This is a genomic window from Clostridium collagenovorans DSM 3089, from assembly GCF_900130005.1.
Lineage (GTDB): Bacteria > Bacillota > Clostridia > Clostridiales > Clostridiaceae > Clostridium_D > Clostridium_D collagenovorans.
Map to the genome: position 1 here is coordinate 139,026 of NZ_FQXP01000009.1, position 19,365 is coordinate 158,390.

At 28.7% G+C, this 19,365-nt stretch carries 20 protein-coding genes; 1 reads left to right on the forward strand and 19 read right to left on the reverse strand.

Translation table 11 applies throughout. The annotated features are described in order from the left end of the window. Window positions 1-67: 67 nt before the first annotated feature. The 10 genes from BUA48_RS11890 to BUA48_RS11935 all read right to left on the reverse strand — a co-directional run bounded on the left by BUA48_RS11890 (window position 68) and on the right by BUA48_RS11935 (window position 11,658). Entirely contained in the window at window positions 68-3,376 is a 3,309-nt protein-coding gene (locus BUA48_RS11890; RefSeq protein WP_072832278.1) for a penicillin-binding transpeptidase domain-containing protein, read from the reverse strand. Between the two features lie 15 nt (window positions 3,377-3,391). Beyond that, complete coding sequence (gene mreD, locus BUA48_RS11895; RefSeq protein ID WP_072832279.1) at window positions 3,392-3,883, reverse strand: rod shape-determining protein MreD; 492 nt, start codon at window positions 3,881-3,883, stop codon at window positions 3,392-3,394. 18 nt (window positions 3,884-3,901) lie between these two features. After that, window positions 3,902-4,753 (reverse strand): rod shape-determining protein MreC, encoded by an 852-nt coding sequence (mreC, locus tag BUA48_RS11900; RefSeq protein ID WP_072832280.1) that lies wholly within the window; start codon window positions 4,751-4,753, stop codon window positions 3,902-3,904. A gap of 3 nt (window positions 4,754-4,756) precedes the next feature. Further along, a complete protein-coding gene (locus BUA48_RS11905) occupies window positions 4,757-5,776 on the reverse strand; it encodes a rod shape-determining protein (RefSeq protein WP_072832281.1) in 1,020 nt (339 codons plus the stop codon). A gap of 22 nt (window positions 5,777-5,798) precedes the next feature. After that, complete coding sequence (gene radC, locus BUA48_RS11910; RefSeq protein ID WP_072832282.1) at window positions 5,799-6,485, reverse strand: RadC family protein; 687 nt, start codon at window positions 6,483-6,485, stop codon at window positions 5,799-5,801. Window positions 6,486-6,504: 19 nt separating this feature from the next. Next, entirely contained in the window at window positions 6,505-7,077 is a 573-nt protein-coding gene (locus BUA48_RS11915; RefSeq protein ID WP_072832283.1) for a Maf-like protein, read from the reverse strand. Window positions 7,078-7,087: 10 nt separating this feature from the next. Then, entirely contained in the window at window positions 7,088-7,348 is a 261-nt protein-coding gene (locus BUA48_RS11920) for a DUF4321 domain-containing protein (protein WP_072832284.1), read from the reverse strand. Between the two features lie 157 nt (window positions 7,349-7,505). Continuing rightward, window positions 7,506-8,279 carry an SPOR domain-containing protein gene (locus BUA48_RS11925; protein WP_072832285.1) on the reverse strand — a complete coding sequence of 258 codons (774 nt, stop codon included), beginning with the start codon at window positions 8,277-8,279 and terminating at the stop codon, window positions 7,506-7,508. Window positions 8,280-8,784: 505 nt separating this feature from the next. Continuing rightward, window positions 8,785-9,372 carry a hypothetical protein gene (locus BUA48_RS11930; protein WP_072832286.1) on the reverse strand — a complete coding sequence of 196 codons (588 nt, stop codon included), beginning with the start codon at window positions 9,370-9,372 and terminating at the stop codon, window positions 8,785-8,787. Between the two features lie 186 nt (window positions 9,373-9,558). Further along, on the reverse strand, window positions 9,559-11,658 hold the full coding sequence (locus tag BUA48_RS11935) for a cellulose biosynthesis cyclic di-GMP-binding regulatory protein BcsB (RefSeq protein ID WP_072832287.1): 2,100 nt from the start codon (window positions 11,656-11,658) through the stop codon (window positions 9,559-9,561). A 634-nt stretch (window positions 11,659-12,292) separates the two neighbouring features. On the opposite strand from BUA48_RS11935, the gene BUA48_RS11940 reads away from it, so the two are divergent. Further along, window positions 12,293-13,018 (forward strand): GerMN domain-containing protein, encoded by a 726-nt coding sequence (locus BUA48_RS11940; protein ID WP_072832288.1) that lies wholly within the window; start codon window positions 12,293-12,295, stop codon window positions 13,016-13,018. Between the two features lie 182 nt (window positions 13,019-13,200). Here the strand turns inward: BUA48_RS11940 and BUA48_RS11945 are convergent, their stop codons facing one another. The 9 genes from BUA48_RS11945 to BUA48_RS11985 form a co-directional block, all read right to left on the reverse strand. Next, window positions 13,201-13,839, reverse strand: coding sequence for a DUF4352 domain-containing protein (locus BUA48_RS11945; protein WP_072832289.1), 639 nt, complete (start codon window positions 13,837-13,839; stop codon window positions 13,201-13,203). A gap of 515 nt (window positions 13,840-14,354) precedes the next feature. Next, complete coding sequence (locus BUA48_RS11950; RefSeq protein ID WP_072832290.1) at window positions 14,355-14,690, reverse strand: class I SAM-dependent methyltransferase; 336 nt, start codon at window positions 14,688-14,690, stop codon at window positions 14,355-14,357. Window positions 14,691-14,871: 181 nt separating this feature from the next. Further along, window positions 14,872-15,051: a hypothetical protein gene (locus BUA48_RS11955; RefSeq protein WP_072832291.1), complete on the reverse strand. Its 180-nt coding sequence runs from the start codon at window positions 15,049-15,051 to the stop codon at window positions 14,872-14,874. After that, window positions 15,045-15,779: a hypothetical protein gene (locus tag BUA48_RS11960; RefSeq protein ID WP_072832292.1), complete on the reverse strand. Its 735-nt coding sequence runs from the start codon at window positions 15,777-15,779 to the stop codon at window positions 15,045-15,047. Before BUA48_RS11960 ends, BUA48_RS11955 begins: the two co-directional genes overlap by 7 nt. Window positions 15,780-15,916: 137 nt before the next feature. Continuing rightward, a complete protein-coding gene (locus tag BUA48_RS15845) occupies window positions 15,917-16,189 on the reverse strand; it encodes a hypothetical protein (protein WP_072832293.1) in 273 nt (90 codons plus the stop codon). 51 nt (window positions 16,190-16,240) lie between these two features. Then, window positions 16,241-17,407: a recombinase family protein gene (locus BUA48_RS11970; RefSeq protein ID WP_072832294.1), complete on the reverse strand. Its 1,167-nt coding sequence runs from the start codon at window positions 17,405-17,407 to the stop codon at window positions 16,241-16,243. Continuing rightward, window positions 17,408-17,611 (reverse strand): hypothetical protein, encoded by a 204-nt coding sequence (locus BUA48_RS11975; protein ID WP_072832295.1) that lies wholly within the window; start codon window positions 17,609-17,611, stop codon window positions 17,408-17,410. A 375-nt stretch (window positions 17,612-17,986) separates the two neighbouring features. Next, window positions 17,987-18,559 (reverse strand): recombinase family protein, encoded by a 573-nt coding sequence (locus tag BUA48_RS11980; protein ID WP_072832296.1) that lies wholly within the window; start codon window positions 18,557-18,559, stop codon window positions 17,987-17,989. A 23-nt stretch (window positions 18,560-18,582) separates the two neighbouring features. Continuing rightward, window positions 18,583-18,819, reverse strand: a complete 237-nt coding sequence (locus BUA48_RS11985; protein WP_072832297.1) for a hypothetical protein — start codon at window positions 18,817-18,819, stop codon at window positions 18,583-18,585. Window positions 18,820-19,365 lie beyond the last annotated feature (546 nt).

Here is a 19,365-nt window from a genome sequence, read left to right on the forward strand (position 1 = left end):
ACCATAAATTCTATTAACTTCTATATAATATTCTTAAAATTTCTTTAAAATTATTTAAAATTCGTTATTATGGTGTATTACCAACATTTTGATTTACATCATTAACCTCAGACTGACTTAAAGTTCCTGCTGGATTTGTAGTTTTATCCTCATTGCTACTATTAGTATTAAGTTTATTAGGATCTACCTTTTCTTCTTCCTTAGTATATGTAAATTTATACCCTGGATTCATTTCGGTTATCTTATCCCTAAAATACTCTTCATAAATAGCTCTTACAACAGGTCCTGCATCTCCTCCATTACCTCCGTCGAAGATAATTACAACTACTGCAATCTCAGGGTTATCATAAGGTGCAAAACTTCCATATAATGCATAAGTAGTTCTTCCCATATCAAGTTCTTCATTGTGGAAAGTAGATGAACTTGTTTTACTTCCACTCGGAATTGGGAATCCTTGAAAGGCTTTTGATCCTGTACCAGTGGTAGTACTTCCTAGCATACCCTCTTTAACAATATCAATAGTTTCTTTACTTACACCGGTGTTTTCAATTAATTCTGGTTCACTGTAATCCTTAATTACATTACCGTCAGCATCTGTTATGCTATCCACAATATGAGCCTTATATCTATTACCACCATTTACTACTGTAGCTATATAGTTAGCTAACTGAAGTGGTGTAAATTGATTTAAACCTTGCCCGATAGAGGCGTTGTAGGTATTTGTACCACTTTTTATTTCTTCCTTAGCATCTCTTACAGAGAACTGTATAGTTTCTATCATTCCATTAATATCTTTATCACTATAGCCATTAATATTTTCTGACTTAGAGTTAGCTATTATATTTTCAAGCTTAGCTTTAGTCTCATTGTTTAACTCTATTTCTTCTGCTTTAGATACCAAATTGTTCTCCACATAACTAACTAAAGATTTATAATCCTCTGGTTTAGAATTCTTAATCTCATTTTTTAAAGCTTCCTTTGTAGCACCATCTAACTTAACAGTACTTTCTTCATTAAGAACCTGTGAGTTTAAGATATCAATTAGTTGTTTATGACTGTCTTTATATACCTTGTCCTGAGAATTAATTAATTCTTTTAATTTATCCTCTAGGGTTTTCTTAAAGTCTGCTTGGAATTCTCTTCCGTCTACACCTTCTATTATTTCATTCTTTATTATATTAGTTAAATCCTTCTTAATCTGTTTAATACTTTCCTCATCAGTATTAGAAGGTACTATATCTATTCCTTTATAAGTATTACTTTTTATAGAGTTAGTTCCCTGTTGTAAAAACTCATAAATATTTTGAGTATATAGCACAGCAAAACTTTTTTTACTTGATTCATAGTTATAAACTTGACCAAAGTATTCATTTAACTCTATGCCAGTAGAATAGTTAGCATTTTCACTTGGTTCAGCACCTAATCCATACTTCCAAGCGTACTTAGCAAGCATATTAAGACCTTCTTTAGTCTCAACTCCACCCTTTTCAAACATTCTATCAGCAATTTCATACATGTAATAGTTGTTTGAGTCAGCTAAAGCTTGAATAATATTTTGATTACCATGACTTCCACCATTTAAGTTAAACTTCCAGCTGGCACCTTTATATTGTTTATATCTCTTATTATAGTAACCAGAGTCATGAATCATAGTATTTCTATTGATTACCCCTTCTTCTAAACCAGCAATAGAAGTTAAAACCTTAAATATAGATCCCGGTGGAACTAAGGTTTGTGTTGCATAGTTAAATAAAGGTTTAGGCGCAATATCGTACTTATCTGTCCTACCTACAGCTTCACCATTTTCATCCCTAACAACTGGGAATAAGTCATTTAGTATATAGTCTTCTCTTTCTTGAGCACTCATACCAACCATACTTTTCTTTCTGTATGTAGATAAAGATGTTAATCCACTCTTTTTAATATATTCTCTTCCAAAGGCTTCCATATCAGGACTGAAATACTTTTTGTATTCTTCATCACTTAATCTTCCTGGAACCGTGAATAAGTTTGGATCATATCCAGGTCTACTAGACATCGCTAAAATCTCACCTGTTTTAACATCTATGGTAACTGCTGCACCTCTTGTAGCATTGGCAGTGTTTACATCACTATCATTACCATAAGTAGTTCTACGTTTCTTTCTAAGTTCTGCCATAGTGTCATCTAAAGCTTTATCAGATACCTTTTGAAGATCTGCATCAAGTGTTAGTTTAACATTATTTCCTGGGTAAGCAACCTGCTCTCCTAAACTTTTAATCTTTCTTCCAGATTTATTAGTTTCAATACTTTCTTGTCCCTTAGTTCCCCTTAGGACATCCTCGAAGGCTGCTTCTATTCCATCAGCTCCGATATAATCCGTATTAGGGTCATAGCCCTTTTCTTCATATTTGCTTTGCTCACCTGGATTTATCTTTCTCATATATCCTAAAATAGATGAAGCCAAATCCCCATTTGGATATTCTCTTATAGGTTGCTTCATTACAGATATACCAGGTAAATTAGGTTGCATTTGTTCAAATATAAAAGCTGTTTCTTCTTTAATATCATTAGCAATTGTAACAGGATTAGATCCTGAGAATCTTTGCATATTGATTTTATCTTTTACAATCATATAGTTTCTTATAGTAGCATAATCAACCTTTTCATATAGGTATTCAGACTTAGCTTCTGGTTTTGTATTTTCCCAGTTCTTAACTTCCTTCTTATACCACTCATCTTTATTTATAGTTGATTTCTCCTCTTCAGATAGTTTATTCCAACTTTCCTCTATATATTGATCCTTCACTAAATCAAATAAACTATATTGAATAACTAAATGATGAAAAACTTGCTCAGGAGTTATAAACTTAAGAGCTTCTTCAACTTCAGCTTTTTGTTCATCATTAAGCTGATCTAAGTTCTTATTAGGAAACTTCTTCTTAGCCACTGCTTCACTTAAACCTCTATCCTTTTTAAACCTTAAGTCATTCCATTCTATAGCACTTTCATCACTAACATTAAACTCTAATTTAAAAGGATCTACCTTTAAGGCAAAGCCATCTTCTAACTTCTCACCATTTTCTGCTAAAAGCTTTAAAACATCATCTATAGTTTTGTAAAATTTTTCTTTACTTTCTTCTGTTTCTGTAAAGGTAATTATATAACTTTGCTTATTAGTAGCTAAAAGTTTACCTTCTTTATCGTAAATCTCTCCTCTTGGAGAGGCTTTATTAATTATTTTATGGGAATTTTTATCCGCAATTTCTCTATAATATTCCACATCTTTTATTTGCAATTCTATTAGCTTGCTAAGAATAGCAGTGAAAATCAAAGCCATGCATATTATAAAGGCTATGTATCTGTTAAATTCTTTTCGCTTTTTTCTACTTTTCATTAGATCACCACACTACTAGAATTTCCATTCTCTTTTCATATACTGCTTAATACTTAATTTATAAACTAATCTATACATTAATATGGCAACTACCATATTATATATACTTGTGTACAATATTGCAGGAATACTTGTGAATTCTCCTAATATATACAATATACAATATAATGATATTCCTTTTAAAGCACTAAAAAAGAATGTCGCACCAACTGGAATCAATGCTTTTTCTTTAAATATATTTTCCCCTAACTTAGCTGCTAAAACACATATTATTAAATTAGCAAAAGCATTTATTCCAAATCCATTAAAGAAATATACATCTTGTAAAAGTCCTGATACCGAACCTAAAATCGCAGCATCAATAGGACCGTTAATAATTGAGAATATACACACAAATGTAAATAAAAGACTTGGATAATAGTTCTTAATTCCTATCATAGGAATTAAAGTATTATCCAAAACCAATAAAGCACAGACTATTAAAGTTAATACTATTGTTTTCTTCATAATAAACCTCTTTAATAATTAATATTTAACTTCTCGTTTTTCTTTTGGTATAACTATAAATATTTCTTCAAGTTTATTTATATCTACATAAGGTTTAATTATTCCTGTCTTACTTATGTCTGCTTTATTTTCTGTTACTTCTATTACTTCTCCTATTTTTAATCCCTTTGGATATATTCCACCTATACCAGAAGTAAGAATTATATCCCCTTTTTGAATCTCTGATTCTAAGGATGGTATTTCAATTTGTGCTAAAAGTCTATTATTATCATCTCTATAACCCTTAACTATACCATTGTTTTCAGAAACCCTTTCTACGTATCCTGCAACTGCAATATTTTCATTAGATAGACTTTGAACAATAGCCCAGTTTGAACCAACAGAAGTAACTTGACCTACAAGACCCTCTCCAGTCATTGCTACCATTCCCTTTTCTATTCCATTATCCGATCCGTGATTAATAATGAAACCATCTAAGAAACTATTACCACTTATCCCAATGATGTCCGCACCTATATAAGAGTAGTCATTGGAACTACTTTCAACATAATTTAACATTGATCTTAGTCTATCATTTTCTTTTTTAAGAATATCATATCCTAAGGCCTTATTCTTTAGTTCTCTATTTTGATCTTTTAACTCATTGTTTTCATTCTTAACCTCTTTAAAATTAGTTATAAAGCTAAAACTACTTCTTACCTTTGTACCAACTTTATAAAGAACTCTATGTATGGGATTCAACACTGCACCTATGCCATTTTCTGCTAAATTAGTATTAGGACTTTTAGTGCTTGTTCCTATAAGCACTAAAAATCCTATTGAAAGTACTACTATTAATATAGCAAGTTTATTCTTTTTTAAGAATTTCATTTACTATCTTCTTTTTTGCATAACGTTGATGCTATCTAAAGCAGTTCCTGCTCCAACAGCAACGCAATCTAAAGATGATTCAGCAATATGTACAGGCATGTGTGTTTCAGCATTAATTAGAGCATCAAGCCCCTTTAACTGAGCTCCACCTCCAGTTAAAGTAATACCTTTATCCATAATATCTGATGCTAATTCTGGAGGTGTCTTTTCTAAAGTTACCTTTATAGCCTCAATAATAGACATAATAGGTTCATTTAAAGCTTCTCTAACTTCATTATCAGTTATAATTGTATTTTTAGGTAATCCTGAGATTAAGTCTCTACCTTTAATCTCCATACTCTCATCTTCGCTCTCATCATCTTCTGGTTTATAAACTGTACCTAATTTAATTTTAATATCTTCTGCAGTTCTTTCACCTATCATAAGATTGTATTTTCTTTTTATGTAATTGATGATTGATTTATCTAATTCATCACCAGCAATTCTTAAAGATTGGCTAGTAACTATTCCGCCTAAAGATATAATAGCAACCTCTGTAGTACCACCACCAATATCTACAACCATGCTTCCTGTAGGTTCATTTACTGGAAGTCCTGCTCCGATAGCTGCTGCCATAGGCTCTTCCATTAAGTATACTTCTCTAGCTCCAGCACTTCTAGTTGCTTCTTCTATAGCTCTTTTCTCAACAGCTGTTACTCCTGAAGGATAACAAACAACTATTCTTGGGCTAGCAAAAGCACTTTTTGAATTTAATTTTGTTATAAAATGCTTTAACATTTTTTCTGTACTATCAAAATCAGCTATTACTCCATCCTTTAGAGGTCTAATAGCTACTATATTTCCTGGTGTTCTACCTATCATTTCCTTAGCTTCATTACCAACTGCTAAAACTTTATTTGTATCAACATTAATAGCAACAACTGAAGGTTCTCTTAAAACAATCCCCTTTCCTTTAACATATACTAGGGTGTTAGCTGTTCCTAAATCAATACCCATATCTTTGGAAATCCCAAATAATCCCATATAAATATTTCTCCTTTCGTATTTAAACTATTCCTTTTTCTTTGAGACTTATAAAAGTCTCTCCACCTATTATTATATGATCAACAAACTCTATACCAAGTAACTTACCACATTCTTTCAATCTACATGTAATATTAATGTCCTCTTTACTAGGAGTCGGATCACCAGAGGGATGGTTATGACAAACTATTATAGAGGCTGCACTTTTCTTTACAGCTTCTATAAAGACTTCCCTCGGATGAACTATGGAGCTATTTAAGCTCCCCATTGAAACATCTTTTATACACAAGACTACATTTTTTGTATTTAAAAGAATAATCTTTAAAACTTCTTTATTTAAAGATTTCATACTTTCCTTAACTAAATCTGCGGCATCCTTTGGTTTCGATATTTTATAATCTACCCCCGATTTATAACTTCTAAATCGTTTAGATATTTCAGCTACAGCCAAAATCTGTGCTGTCTTACTAAGACCAATTCCTTTAATTTCTTTAAAGTCTTCAGCCGTAGATCCTAATAATCCATTCAAGCCACCTTGAGTCTTAATAACTCTATTACTAAGTTGTATTACATTCTCGTTTTTTATTCCTGTTCTTAAAATAATAGCTAATAATTCTGCATTAGATAAAGACTCTGCACCATATCTTAAGAGTCTTTCTTGAGGTCTTTCATTTTCAGGTAAATTTTTAATGGTAATAATTTCACTCATTATTACTAAACTCCTTTATTTAATTTACCCCCATTTTCTTTAGCATTCCTCTTAGCTTATTTAGTGGAAGACCAACTACATTATAGTAACATCCGTGAATTTCCTTAACAAAGACTCCAGCTTTTCCTTGTATTCCATAAGCTCCAGCCTTATCATAAGGTTCATCACTTTCTACATAACGCAATATTTCTTCTTTACTTAGTTCTGAAAATTCAACAGAAGTACATGAAAAGTCACTTACAACTTCTTTTGTCATTGTATTTATAATAGTAATTCCTGAGTAAACCTCATGCTTTCTGCCACTTAAAGATTCCATCATGTTAATTGCTTCCTCTTTATCCTTTGGTTTACCTAAGACTCTATTATCAATTGATACTATGGTGTCACATCCAATTATGATAGAATCTTTTTCAGCTTTTTTTACTACATCTAAAGCTTTACCCTTAGAAAGATTCATAACATATTCACTACAAGAACCATAAAATTTAATTGTGTCTTCATCAAAATCACTTACTATGATTTCAAAATCCGAAACTAATCTTTTTAATAATTCCTGTCTCCTTATAGAAGCTGATGCTAATATTATGTTCAAGTTATCACTCCTAAAACTTCCTATAAATTATTATTGCCAAAATTATCCCTAAAATAGACATAATGTTGACATTAAAATTTAAACCTATGGTTAAAACCATAAACTTTAAATTCAATAAAATAGGTGTGTCCATGCCTATTTGATAACTAAGCTTTAACACACTTAACGCTTCTATGTGATTTCCTAATATGTCACCCAAAAGTGTTCCTGATATAGCTCCTAACAATACTATGAAAATAAAATAGGGAGTTCCTCCCTCTGTTTTTTTCACTAATATCCCACCTTATTGCTACATCTTATATAGTTTATCATTTAATATCTTCATAAACAAGTCTATAAGAATGTAATTAATAATTTTTTTAATAACTTTTACCGTTTTGTTACATAAAAAACTTTTTGCTCATATTTAAATTTTATTTTATTGAGTTTTATTTTATATAACCTAAATCTTTTATAAAATTATATATATATTCGTAATATTCAGCACTTTTATTTTTAGATACTTTTTCTTCAAGTCCTTTGCTGAATTCAGTTATTTTTTTCAAATTTTCAAAGCTAGGATCAGTTTCTGGAACTTTCTTTAACTCATCAATCCACTTTTTCATACTAGCAGTATCAACAGCCTCTACTTTATCCTCTGCTGCCTTATTTAAAATCTTAAGATTAGCATTTATTATTTCAACTATTTCCTTTTCTGCTACTGTATTTGCACTCATAGTTATAGGTATTCTTGTTGCATCTATATTATGAGACTTTATCTTTTCAACTATAGCTGATGCATTTTCCTCTGTATAAATTCCTAAGTTAACTCTTATTAACTCACCACTCTTAGTGTAAAACGCCTCCCCTATAGATGATAATTGATTTCCTACCTTTTTAGCATTTTCCTCATTTTTAAAAACACCACATTGAACAACATAGACCTTTGCTGTTTCACCCTTGACTTCTTTTCCACTTTGTTCACTATTTACCTTTTCAGTAGCATTTTCTTCATTATTCTTCCCTTGTTCTGTGGTACTACTTCCACTTCCTGTATTAGCACCAGCTATATCCTGTTCATTGCTAAGCACTTTAGTAAAAAAAGCCGCTAATGAAAGCAACAAAAGTAATAGTACTAAAAATCCCTTTGGGAAACCGCTTTTCTTTCTGGGCCTATTTATAGATCCCCCTCCTCTGGTATAACGAACATTATTATTTTTCATAGCTCTCCTCCTCACTTCACAAAGTAGCTTGTACACTAAATTCTCATTATTTTAACTTGGTTTCTATAATTTCCATCCTTCGTTTCTATATATTTTGCATAAACTTATTACTAAGCTTCAAAACTTGTTTTAATATATGTAATTAATTACCATTATAATATCTTTACCTTTTATTGTAAACACACTTATATAAATCTTTCCCCCTAAAAGAAAAGAAGTTCTTAAAGCATATTGCAGCTTCAAAGAACTCCTTTATAACTATAAATTTAAAATTAATTCTAAGTTACTTAATTTACCATTATTAATCAACAAATTAATAAGGAGCTTTAAAATCAATACAGTGATTTTATAATTCAACTCCTATTATTAATCAACTATTAACCAACAAATTAATAAAAAACTTTAAAATCAACAAATTAATTTTATAATTTAACCTCCATTCTTAATTAACTATTAATCAAGAAGTCAATGAAATAGATTGTAAGTTTACTTTCTTATTCATAAATTATTCTCTACACTTGCACTCTTCCATAGCAACTTTAACAATTTTCATAATTTCATTCCTTACAATACCTGCTGGCATTCCATATCTAAGCATTGTTCTTATAATATCTGGATGATTACATTCTATTCTTTTAACTATATGCCTAAGCTCACATTTATGCTTTTCCTCATGATGATCTCTAATATCTTCCTCTACAATCTCGTAATCTTCTTCAATTACTCCCTCACCAAATAAATCCTCAAAATCTCTTTCTTCAATTTTATTCATATTAAAATTCATAAAAGGATTCATTGGGAATTGTGATCCACTGTTCATCATACTCATCATTAAGCATGAATTCATATACATCATATTTAGTAAGTATGGATTTACATACATGCCCTCTTTAAAGAAATCATTATCCATTGCACACATATTATACATATCCTTTTGTTTTTTCTTTTCCTTCTTCATCTCCAAATCTTTTTTGCACTGATCATCAAGCTTTTTGTCTCCTTTGTTCTTATCCATCATCTTGCTTAATGGAACCATCATAAATTCTTCCTTACCTAGTTCTATTACGTCATATTTATCATTATGTTTTCCCATTAGCCAACCTCCTATAATATTTACATTATTAATCTATGATTCATATTCCCTTTTAAACACAAATTTTATTAAATTTTATATTTATATGTGTAAAATTCTTATTATAAAACCATTTTCAAAGATAAAATAAAAGCTGTAGCATCAAAAGATATCTTATATCCTTTAATGTTACAGCTTTCTATATAACTATTTTTTCTTTTTACCTTTTTTTCTTTTTGAGTGCATAACTAATACACAAGACAATGCAGTTAAGATTATGAAGATTGTAGATAAAATAAATATCTTTTTATTTTTAAAATCACTAAAACTTATATCATTAATTCCTTCATCCTCTGGTGAAATTATATTAGATGTAATATCAAAATAAAAACCTTTATTTTCATTATTTCTACTTACTATTAACAAATCTCCATGTATATCCTTCAATTCTTCATCACTACATAATATATCTACTAAATTATTAATTCTTTCATTCTTTGGTGCAGTTAATATTAATAATGAATTCTCACCATACCAAGGGGACTTTATAAGTTGAACCGTTGCAGAATTTAAAAGTTCTTCCTTTTCATTTCCTATAACATCATTTTCTTTAAATTCTCTATAGCCTCTTTTATATTTTATGTAAAGCTCAGAGTTAATATTTTGAATTCCTTCATTAAATTTTGCTGAACCTAAGAAGATATAATTCTTATTACCTTCCCTAAAGTCTTGCCCCTTAATAATTTGCACACTATCAACTTCACTTAATTTTTCACTCATCTTATATATTAATTTACCTATTAAATTCAATTCATTGCCTGTTAAAACCTCAGGTACAACCACTGCTAAATCATTTAGCTTACCATCTCTTATAAAGCATTTACTGTAATCACCAATATTCCTTTTTGCTTGAATATCATTTCCTAAGTTAACCTTAGATTCCTTAGAAACAGCTATGTACGCATTTTCACCCTTTACTTCATTTAATTTCTCTTCATCAAAGTTAAACTTAACTTTAATTTTAAGGTAAGGTGATTTAAGAGCCTCCTCTGGTAACTTTATATCATACTCATGCTTATTTGCATTAGGAGTTAACTTGTAATTCTCAATTAATATATCATTTATAATAACATCAAAGGTAATTGCTTCATTATCTATAAAAGGAGAAGAATTTATCTTTAACTTTAATAAAGAATTACTATATAACTTACATTTTTCTTCTAAGGGTATTAAATACTCATATGAATTATTCTTATCCCTATAAGCATAGGCATCTTCATAACCTAAATTTTTCAGATACAAGGCACTAATATCTTCTTTATTAAGCTTAGATAATACTGGATCCTCAAAAAAAGTTCCCTTTTCCTTTACAAACTTAGTATAACCTTTATAAGCTAGACTTTTAGTAGCATTATTTAATTGTTCTACTTTCTCACTTCCTATAAAAAGTAGTTTCTTACTATTATTAAAAGGGCTATTATACTCACATATAAAAACCTTATCCTTTAACTGCTTTAAAATAGGTCCCTCAACTAAATTGTAAATACTACTAGAAGCATTATCTATATCGCCAACATATATTAGATTTTGATTTTTATCCTCTTCCGATAAATCACTATACTGTTTAATCTTTATATATTCCGTTGTAAGCTTAGCCCTCTGTGAAAAATCTTGAACTATATTTAAAGCTGCACTTAATTCAGCTTCAGAACAATTGTCATTAAGTACAATTATAGAATTCACTTCTTTACTGTACCCTAATGATAAATAAGGGTATGGGTATTCAAATAAACCCAAGGTATCCTTTACATCAGCATAAAAAACCTCAATGCTACTTTCCTTTTTTATATTTATACTGCTTCCTTTAAAATCTTCTTTATTTACATCCTCTTTAAGTTTTACATTAGATGTAAAGCTTATATTATTATATCCTTTTACTAAATTACCCTTAGGTAATTCAATCTCAAGCTTAAAAGATTCCTCTTCACTAGGCAACATAACTAAAGGTAAAATTCCTCCATTAAGTGTCACCTCTATATTCACGTCCTCATATTTTTCCTTATCCATATTTTCTAGTTGAATTTCTAAAGTCATAACTCCATTTTTAACAATTTCACAGGTATCAGGAATATAAAAACTATATGCCACCCCAGAACTTAATCCATTTAACTTTATATCTGAATTTATATTATAAGTGCTAGTTATAAACTCTTTATCTTCTTCTATAGTAGCAAAAACAGGATTTCTTGGAAATACCATTAATATGCTAAAGATAATTATAGAAAGTAATACTATAAATCTTTTCATGTTAATTTCTCCTAAAGCAATTATTTTGTAATTATTTAAAACTCTTTTAAGTACATGCGTTTCCTTCAAGAATATATATTTTAGCTTTAAATTATATTTATTTAGTAATGATTAATTGTTAGTATTATAGATAATCCTTGCTAAAGTATATAGACTTCGAAATATTAAAACTTAATTTAATATAACTTATTTTATATTTAACTTCTTATGATAACATTATAATTATAGTTTAATTTTATTTATACAATATATACTACATAAAATATAGCCCATTAAATAAATGAAGGCTTAATTCTAAATTATAACTTAATATACAATTTATTTACATCAATTCTAACATTATTTTCAATTAAATATCCTTTACATTATACCTCTAAGTATAAGCCTTGTTAATATAATTTATGAATTCTTATGTGGATTTTTTATTAAATTTTCCTTTTCTCATTATTTTCTATATTAAAAACACAAAAAAACAATTATAATTATATATAATTCTAAGAAATAATCCTCAATACAGGAAAATTAAGTTTAGTTATAGGAAAAGTTATAAACTAAATAATTTATATGTAGTCTATGTATAAAATAAGGTCTTGTGTTATCATATACGCGAGATATTAAAAGGAGAGAATTTAAAATGAATAAAAAAGTTATAAGCCTGATTATCGCAATGGTTATGTCACTTTCATTCATTGGTTGTGGTGATAAAAAACAAGATAATGGAAAGCAAGAAAACAACACCTCTGGAACAATCCAAAAGGAAGAAGCAAAAACTGATTCAAGTGATACTTCAGATAAAAAAGATACAGAAATTAAGGAAACTTTAGAAAAGGATGACGCTAATAAAGAGGATGGAGGTAACACTGTAACAAGTAACGATGGAACTTCATCTAACTCTAATTCCAGTAATACTTCATCTAATACTGGTAACACCTCATCCTCTGAACCTAAAAACCAATTAAAAAAATTCAGAATATATTCTTTTTCTATAGAAGATTACTCTCTAAAATATAACGAAAAAGAAATCGAAGTATCTGACTCTACAAACTACGCTGAACTTTTTGAAAAAGAATTCGAAACAGGCTCCGATGCTAATACCCCACCACTTCTAAAACCTGCTGTTAAAATAAACGAAGTTTATTTTAATAAAAACAAGGTTTTAACTATAGATTTTGCATCTAATTTCAATGAAGTAATGGGCTTAGGAAGTGGTCCCGAAGCAGCTACCTTAGAAGCTATAGTTAACACTTTAGGCTATGCTTTTAATGTAAAAGAAGTAATTATAACCCTAGATGGCAAACCCTACTCTTCAGGTCATATAGTAAAAGAACCAGGAGAAACCTTTAAAGTAAAAATTCAATAGTTTAAATAATTAAGGACTGTATACTTAAGCGAACCCCATTAATAATATAATTTCAAAGTTTAAGATTATTAGTAAAATTAAACTTGAAATTACATATTATTAAAGTTAGAATCACTTAATTATACAGTCCTTAGGTTTTAAAAACATATTATTGAAATCAAAAGAGAGTACTTCCCCTATTTTTATTCTGCTGTTATTGTAAATACTCCATTAGCCTTCTTGCTAAGAGGATTTTTATAAAATTCTATTTCTAGCTCATTAGATTCATCATTTAATGCAAAAGACATATTAGCAGTACATTTTTTCCCTTTACTAATAGCTTGTGAATGCTTCTCTCCACCAGCTGGGTATGTTTCTAATGCATTTCCTGACTTGTCATATATCTTAAAGTTCGAATCAAATATTTGTAAATTCTCATCAAACCCTATATTTTCATAAGTATATTCAATTTCAACAACTTTATCAGCCTTTTTATCTGAGAATTTATTTCTATCATCTATTAATTTAGCACTATTTATGGTTAATGACATCAAGTTAACACCCTTATCACTACTTAAATAAGCCGTTTCACCAGGCGCAAAAGGTTTGTTTTCCTTCTTTTCTTCTGGCTTATCATTATTGTTTGCATTATTTGATTTATCATCACTATTTTGATTTGTTTTACCTAATGCAACTTTCTCCATCTCTAATAATTGATTATATCGCTCTTCAGTAATATCTATTCCAGAAGGTCCTCCTAGAACTACACCTCCTAGAATAAAACATAGTACTCCAACAAATATTTTACTTTTAACTATTGATTTTATTTTATCTTTTATCAAAATATATATCCCCCTTAAAATAATTACCTTCTGTATTCTACATTATTAAATACTATAACTCAACTGATTATTTTCGACACCTTTTTTAACACTTAACTATTTTGAAAATTTATATAATTTAATTCAAGCCCATTAATTTGCTTTGTTACAAACTTTTTATATGTTTCCTATTAATATTATATAAACTTTTATTCTATCAGAAGGATAAAATGATAAAAGTAGCTTAAACCTTTAGTTTAAGCTACTCTTCATTGTTCATCTATTATATTTCGATTGCACTACTTTAGTTGCACCATTCTATATTCAACATCTATGTTACAACCCCTGTGTAGAATTGTGATTGGTGTCATATTAATAATACTACTCCTTTGAATTCATTTATTGCTTCTTTCTTTTTTAAATTCAAAGCTAAATTTTATTCAAGGAAAAATAAAATCTTATTGATATCTATTCCTAAAATCCTGTAAACTTAATCCTTAAATTATTATTTTATTAAACTAAATTCATTATAAAACTTATATCTTTCTAGCAACTATTTTATTTATTGCATGGCTATGCCTTAATCCATTTTCATGTTCATCTTCAAAAATATATGATTCAAACATCTCAATTTCCCAATCATCATAATAACTTTTTATTTCTTCTTCCTTGAATATTCCTATAAGATGTTTTTCTAAATCTTTTGGCAACTCAATAGTATCAGTAAAAACAGCTATTACATTATATCCACTATGCTTAGTATTAGCTTTCATATATTTAATAAATTTATCTCTATCATTTTTCTTAATAAATTGTAGAATTCCATGAGCAATTATCAAATCATATTTTTCACTGAATACATATAATCTCACTTATTACCTCATCTCTTTCCATATTTACCTCTCAAATAATAATTTAATACACTTGTAACAAAAAGAGTTAGCTTTTACACTAACTCTTTCAAAATTTCATTAAACTAACTTAGTTGTCCCTCTTTCACACCTTTAAGAAGTATTTTATTGCATTTACCTCAACAAAACAATCTATACATTATCATAAGATTTCTATGCGAGAATCTATTGCAATTTTCTTATACAATTCATTAAAATATTTTTTTGCTATTATATCTTTACTTAATAATGCTATACATTTAAATTCATCTGAAAAATCTTGAATATTTACATTCTCCTCATGTGCAATTCCATTTCTTACTGTAACTGCATTACCTAGCACATTATAATCAACCTTAATCTTATTTTTATTGCAAAAAAAGATATTTTAGAATACACATCCTCCGAACAACTTTTTATCAACATTTTTTTTAAATTACCAATTAAATTCTCTAGCTTATTTTCTGAATAAACAACATTTAATTCCTTAGCATATATATCTTCAAGAAACTTCTTCACTTTACTATTATCAACATCTAATTTATCTTTTCCTTCTTTGTCAAAATAATCTTTAACAACATTTTCAATAGCTTTGAAATAATACAAATATGCCTCTTCTTGAAAATCTAGCATAAAGTGATATCTCATTCCTTTTCTGAATATTTCCAACACATCAAAAAACCTATCTTTAGTTTTTCTAAAACCATTTACTATATTATCTATTTCATTAAGTTTTTCTATTTTTTTATTTGTACACATCTTATCTAACTCTTCTTCTACTTCACACTTAGTACGACTAACATATCCAACTGGCATAGGAATAAAAAATATAAATGATAATAAATCTAAACATCGTTTTATTTTCACTTCGACTTTTTTCACTTCTTCTAGATTATCACTATAATACCTTATTGTTAATCTTTCAAAAATGTCAGGGCCATCAACTTTTCTTTTAAAACTACAATAACATTCTTGAAATTTAAAAGCTATACCTGACTTCAAGCTTAACCCAAGCCAAACATCCTCCCCTCCTAAATCTTCAACATCAACATATGTACTATATTTATACATTAAATCCCCCCTATATCTTTACATTAAAACGACGCTATATATAATTTAAATCTAACTTGTAAACTGCAATCAAATTATTCTTCCCACCAACAACAATATTTTCTACCTTATAAAGCCATTCTCTTCTTTCTAAGACATTAGTTTGTAGTTCTTCCCCCCTTTTTCTTTAATGCAGATACCTTATTACTTAGCTCTCTTATGTATTTATTTTTATCAGCTCTCTTATTTTCTAAAATAGCTATCTTTATTTCAGTAATCTGTATTGCATTTTCTAAAGTCTGCATCTTTTTCTTAATAATATCTTTCATAGTGTTACTTGTTGAATCAATAAAAGAATTCAAAAGAGTTTCTAATGAATTTTTATTTTTCTTTAGCTTGTCCTTTTCTATTTTTATCAAATCATTTACCATATCAACTGTTTCTGAATTTGCCTTTGACAGTTCTTTATTAAGCTTTATAATTTAAAAATTTATCTGCAAGTGAACATTTTTATAATACACTTTTCTTTGCTCTTCTATAAAATCATCTGACATCTCAACATTAATATTTTCAGACTGGTAATATTTCTTTGTATATTTCTTTTTATGAGAACAAATCAAATAATGATGTCCTTGTGGTTTATCACTTATTCTTTTTTCAACACATCTTACATATGTAGCACCACAACATTTACAAATAACTTTTCCTCCAGTATCATACTTTCTAGCATTAGTTCCTCTATTACCATGTGAACATCTATTTTTCATTGCTTCTTGTACCTCTTCCCAAAGTTCTTCACTCACTAAAGGTTCAATTCTTTCATTTTTCTTTACAATCCAATCTTCCTTTTTTACATACTTAACTTTACTTTCTGTAAAAAGATTTTGACTGGTAAACTTATTTCTAACATTGTAGCCTTTATACTTGGGATTAGTTATTAATGTTTTTATTGTGCTATCACTCCACAGATTACCTTTCTTTGTTCTATATCCTGCTTCATTTGTTATTTGTGCAGTTCTTTTTAATCCTTGCACTAATGCAGTGTTATAAATAAACCTAACTACTTCTGCTTCCTTCTCATTTGCAACTAATGAATTAGTATCTTTATCAAAATCCCATCCAAAAATACTATTATTCCTTATCTTATTCTGCATTACAGTAGTTTTATTTCCTCTTTTAGTTCTTACACTTGTTTCTTTAACTTCATTTTCAGCCATTGCAAAGAACATTTGAAGTAGAATACTATCATTCATATTACTACTATCTTTTTGAACACCTAGAAATTTAACATTTACTTTCTTAAAATCCCATAAAGTTCTTAACACATCAATAATTATTATATTTCTTGCAAACCTTGAAGTAGATAATACTACTATTTCATTAAACAATGGCTCTCTAAATTCATCTGCTTCAAAAGTTAATCTTCCATCCTTTAACCTCTTTTCATTTAAGCCTGCATCATATAATAACTTTTTAAATCCTTGCCTATTAAAGCTTATCCCAGTTCCAGTATCACTATACAAGAATATTTCATAATCTTTGTACATCTCTTGTAATAATTCTCTTTGTTGTTGTAAGCATTTCTGCTGGTCTTCCTTATTTGTACTTACCCTTACATAACAACTAATTATTTTCTTTTCATCTAACACTTAAGCCACCAACCTCTTTATATCTTCAACTTGTCTTAATACGTTTCTTAAAACTTCAATTTGATATAAATCATCTTCTATGATGGTTAATGCTTCTTTTATAGTTAATACAATTTCATTATAATTGTTCTCCTCTAAAATTAAAACTCCACAATTATACACTTTTACATAATCTTTTTCTTCCATAATCATAATATCTATCATAAACTTCTACCTCATTACATTTTATCTTTTGTAAAATACCTTATATTTATATTTTATACTTATATTTTTCAAAAGTTCACTTTGAGGCATATAGAAGCTACTTCCACTTAAAATAAACCTTCAATTTTAATTCAAATAGCTCATATTTAATTATTTTGAATATTCTATTCTTGGGTATACACTTGGTTTACATAAAAATTTCAATTGGTTTGTACTTTAACTAATAGTGGCCAATATATCTGTATAAAATACCCATACCTTTTTTCTTGTAATTCTCGGGGGAGATATAAAAAAAAGAAGAGGTTTATTATTACTCTTCTACATAGTATCTTCATATATCTTTATGTACTTATATAATGTTGCTCTACTTTTTAATCATAACAACTGTGCAAATTGTGTTCCATTTATACTTTTATTTTTCCACTGCTTATACACTTTAGAAAAGTTTTTAGGTAAATCTTTCTCTGTTACTGCTTTCCTCCCTTTATATTTTCCTTCCCGCTTAGCAATAGCAATACCTTCTGCTTGTCTTTGCTTTATTTTAATTCTTTCCTGCTCTGATATTGTAGATAGAACTTCTATTAATAAGTTATTTATCATATCTATCATCGCCTTAGCTACTTCATTACCAAAAGAATCTAAATCCATTAATATAGTTGGTACATCTAGAACTTTAACCCTTACCCCTAAGGCTTTGTAATAATTTAATTCATCTAATACCATACTCTTATTTCTTCCAAACCTATCTAATTCTTTTATTATTAATGTATCACCTTTTCTTAGCTTTTCTTTCAACCCTAAATAGTTTTTTCTATTAAAGTCTTTACCACTTTGTTTATCTGTATAAATATTATCCTCTTCTAAGTTTTTTTCATAATCTAATAAAGCTTTTATCTGTCTTTCTTGATTCTCTTCTTTTGTACTTACTCTTACATATCCAAATATCATATATATTCCTCTTCATCTGTATCTTAATATGTAATTATAATATTATTGTTCACTACAAGGTATACCCAAATTGAACATATAATTATAGTACATCTAGATATGTATTTAGCTTTGTATATTTTTTTCTTTACACTTTCTATTAAATTATACAACATCATTATATATTCTCCTTCATTTGTAAATTCTTCTGCTTTCACTAACGCTTCTGCAATATTATAAGAGATATTTACCATCCCGCATTCTTGCATTTCATTTTTCATAGTAAATCAATCTCCTTTAATCTTTTGTTTAAATGGCTTTGTAGCCTTATATTTATATAATATAATATAATTATTTTTTCTAAAGTTCACTTTACATAAAGAAGATTTTAACCTTACTTAATTAATCTAGTAGGCTTCATTCGTTTCACTCATTCGCCTATTGTCGCAACAAGTTGTATAATAAGTAACATTTATGTCCCTCTTTTATATTCTTACACATGGGCCATACCTGTTACCTAAATCGAGTAGGAGGCGGTGACTAACCGCCGTCCTCTCACACCACCGTGCGTACCGTTCGGTACACGGCGGTTCAGCAATTAATTAAGTGAATCTTGTTCATGTATTGAGCGTAGGATCCACTAAGCACTTCTAATATTTATTTTTGAGTTCCACTCTATCTTCAATTAGATAGTCCGTTCAACGGTTATCTGCTTTCAAACATGGATTACCATTCTCAATAACTCTCAATTAATTACCGTCAAGTCCTTCCCTAACCTCAACTTTCGAAGAAGCTCCTACAGTACTATGACTTGAACTGACTTCTGA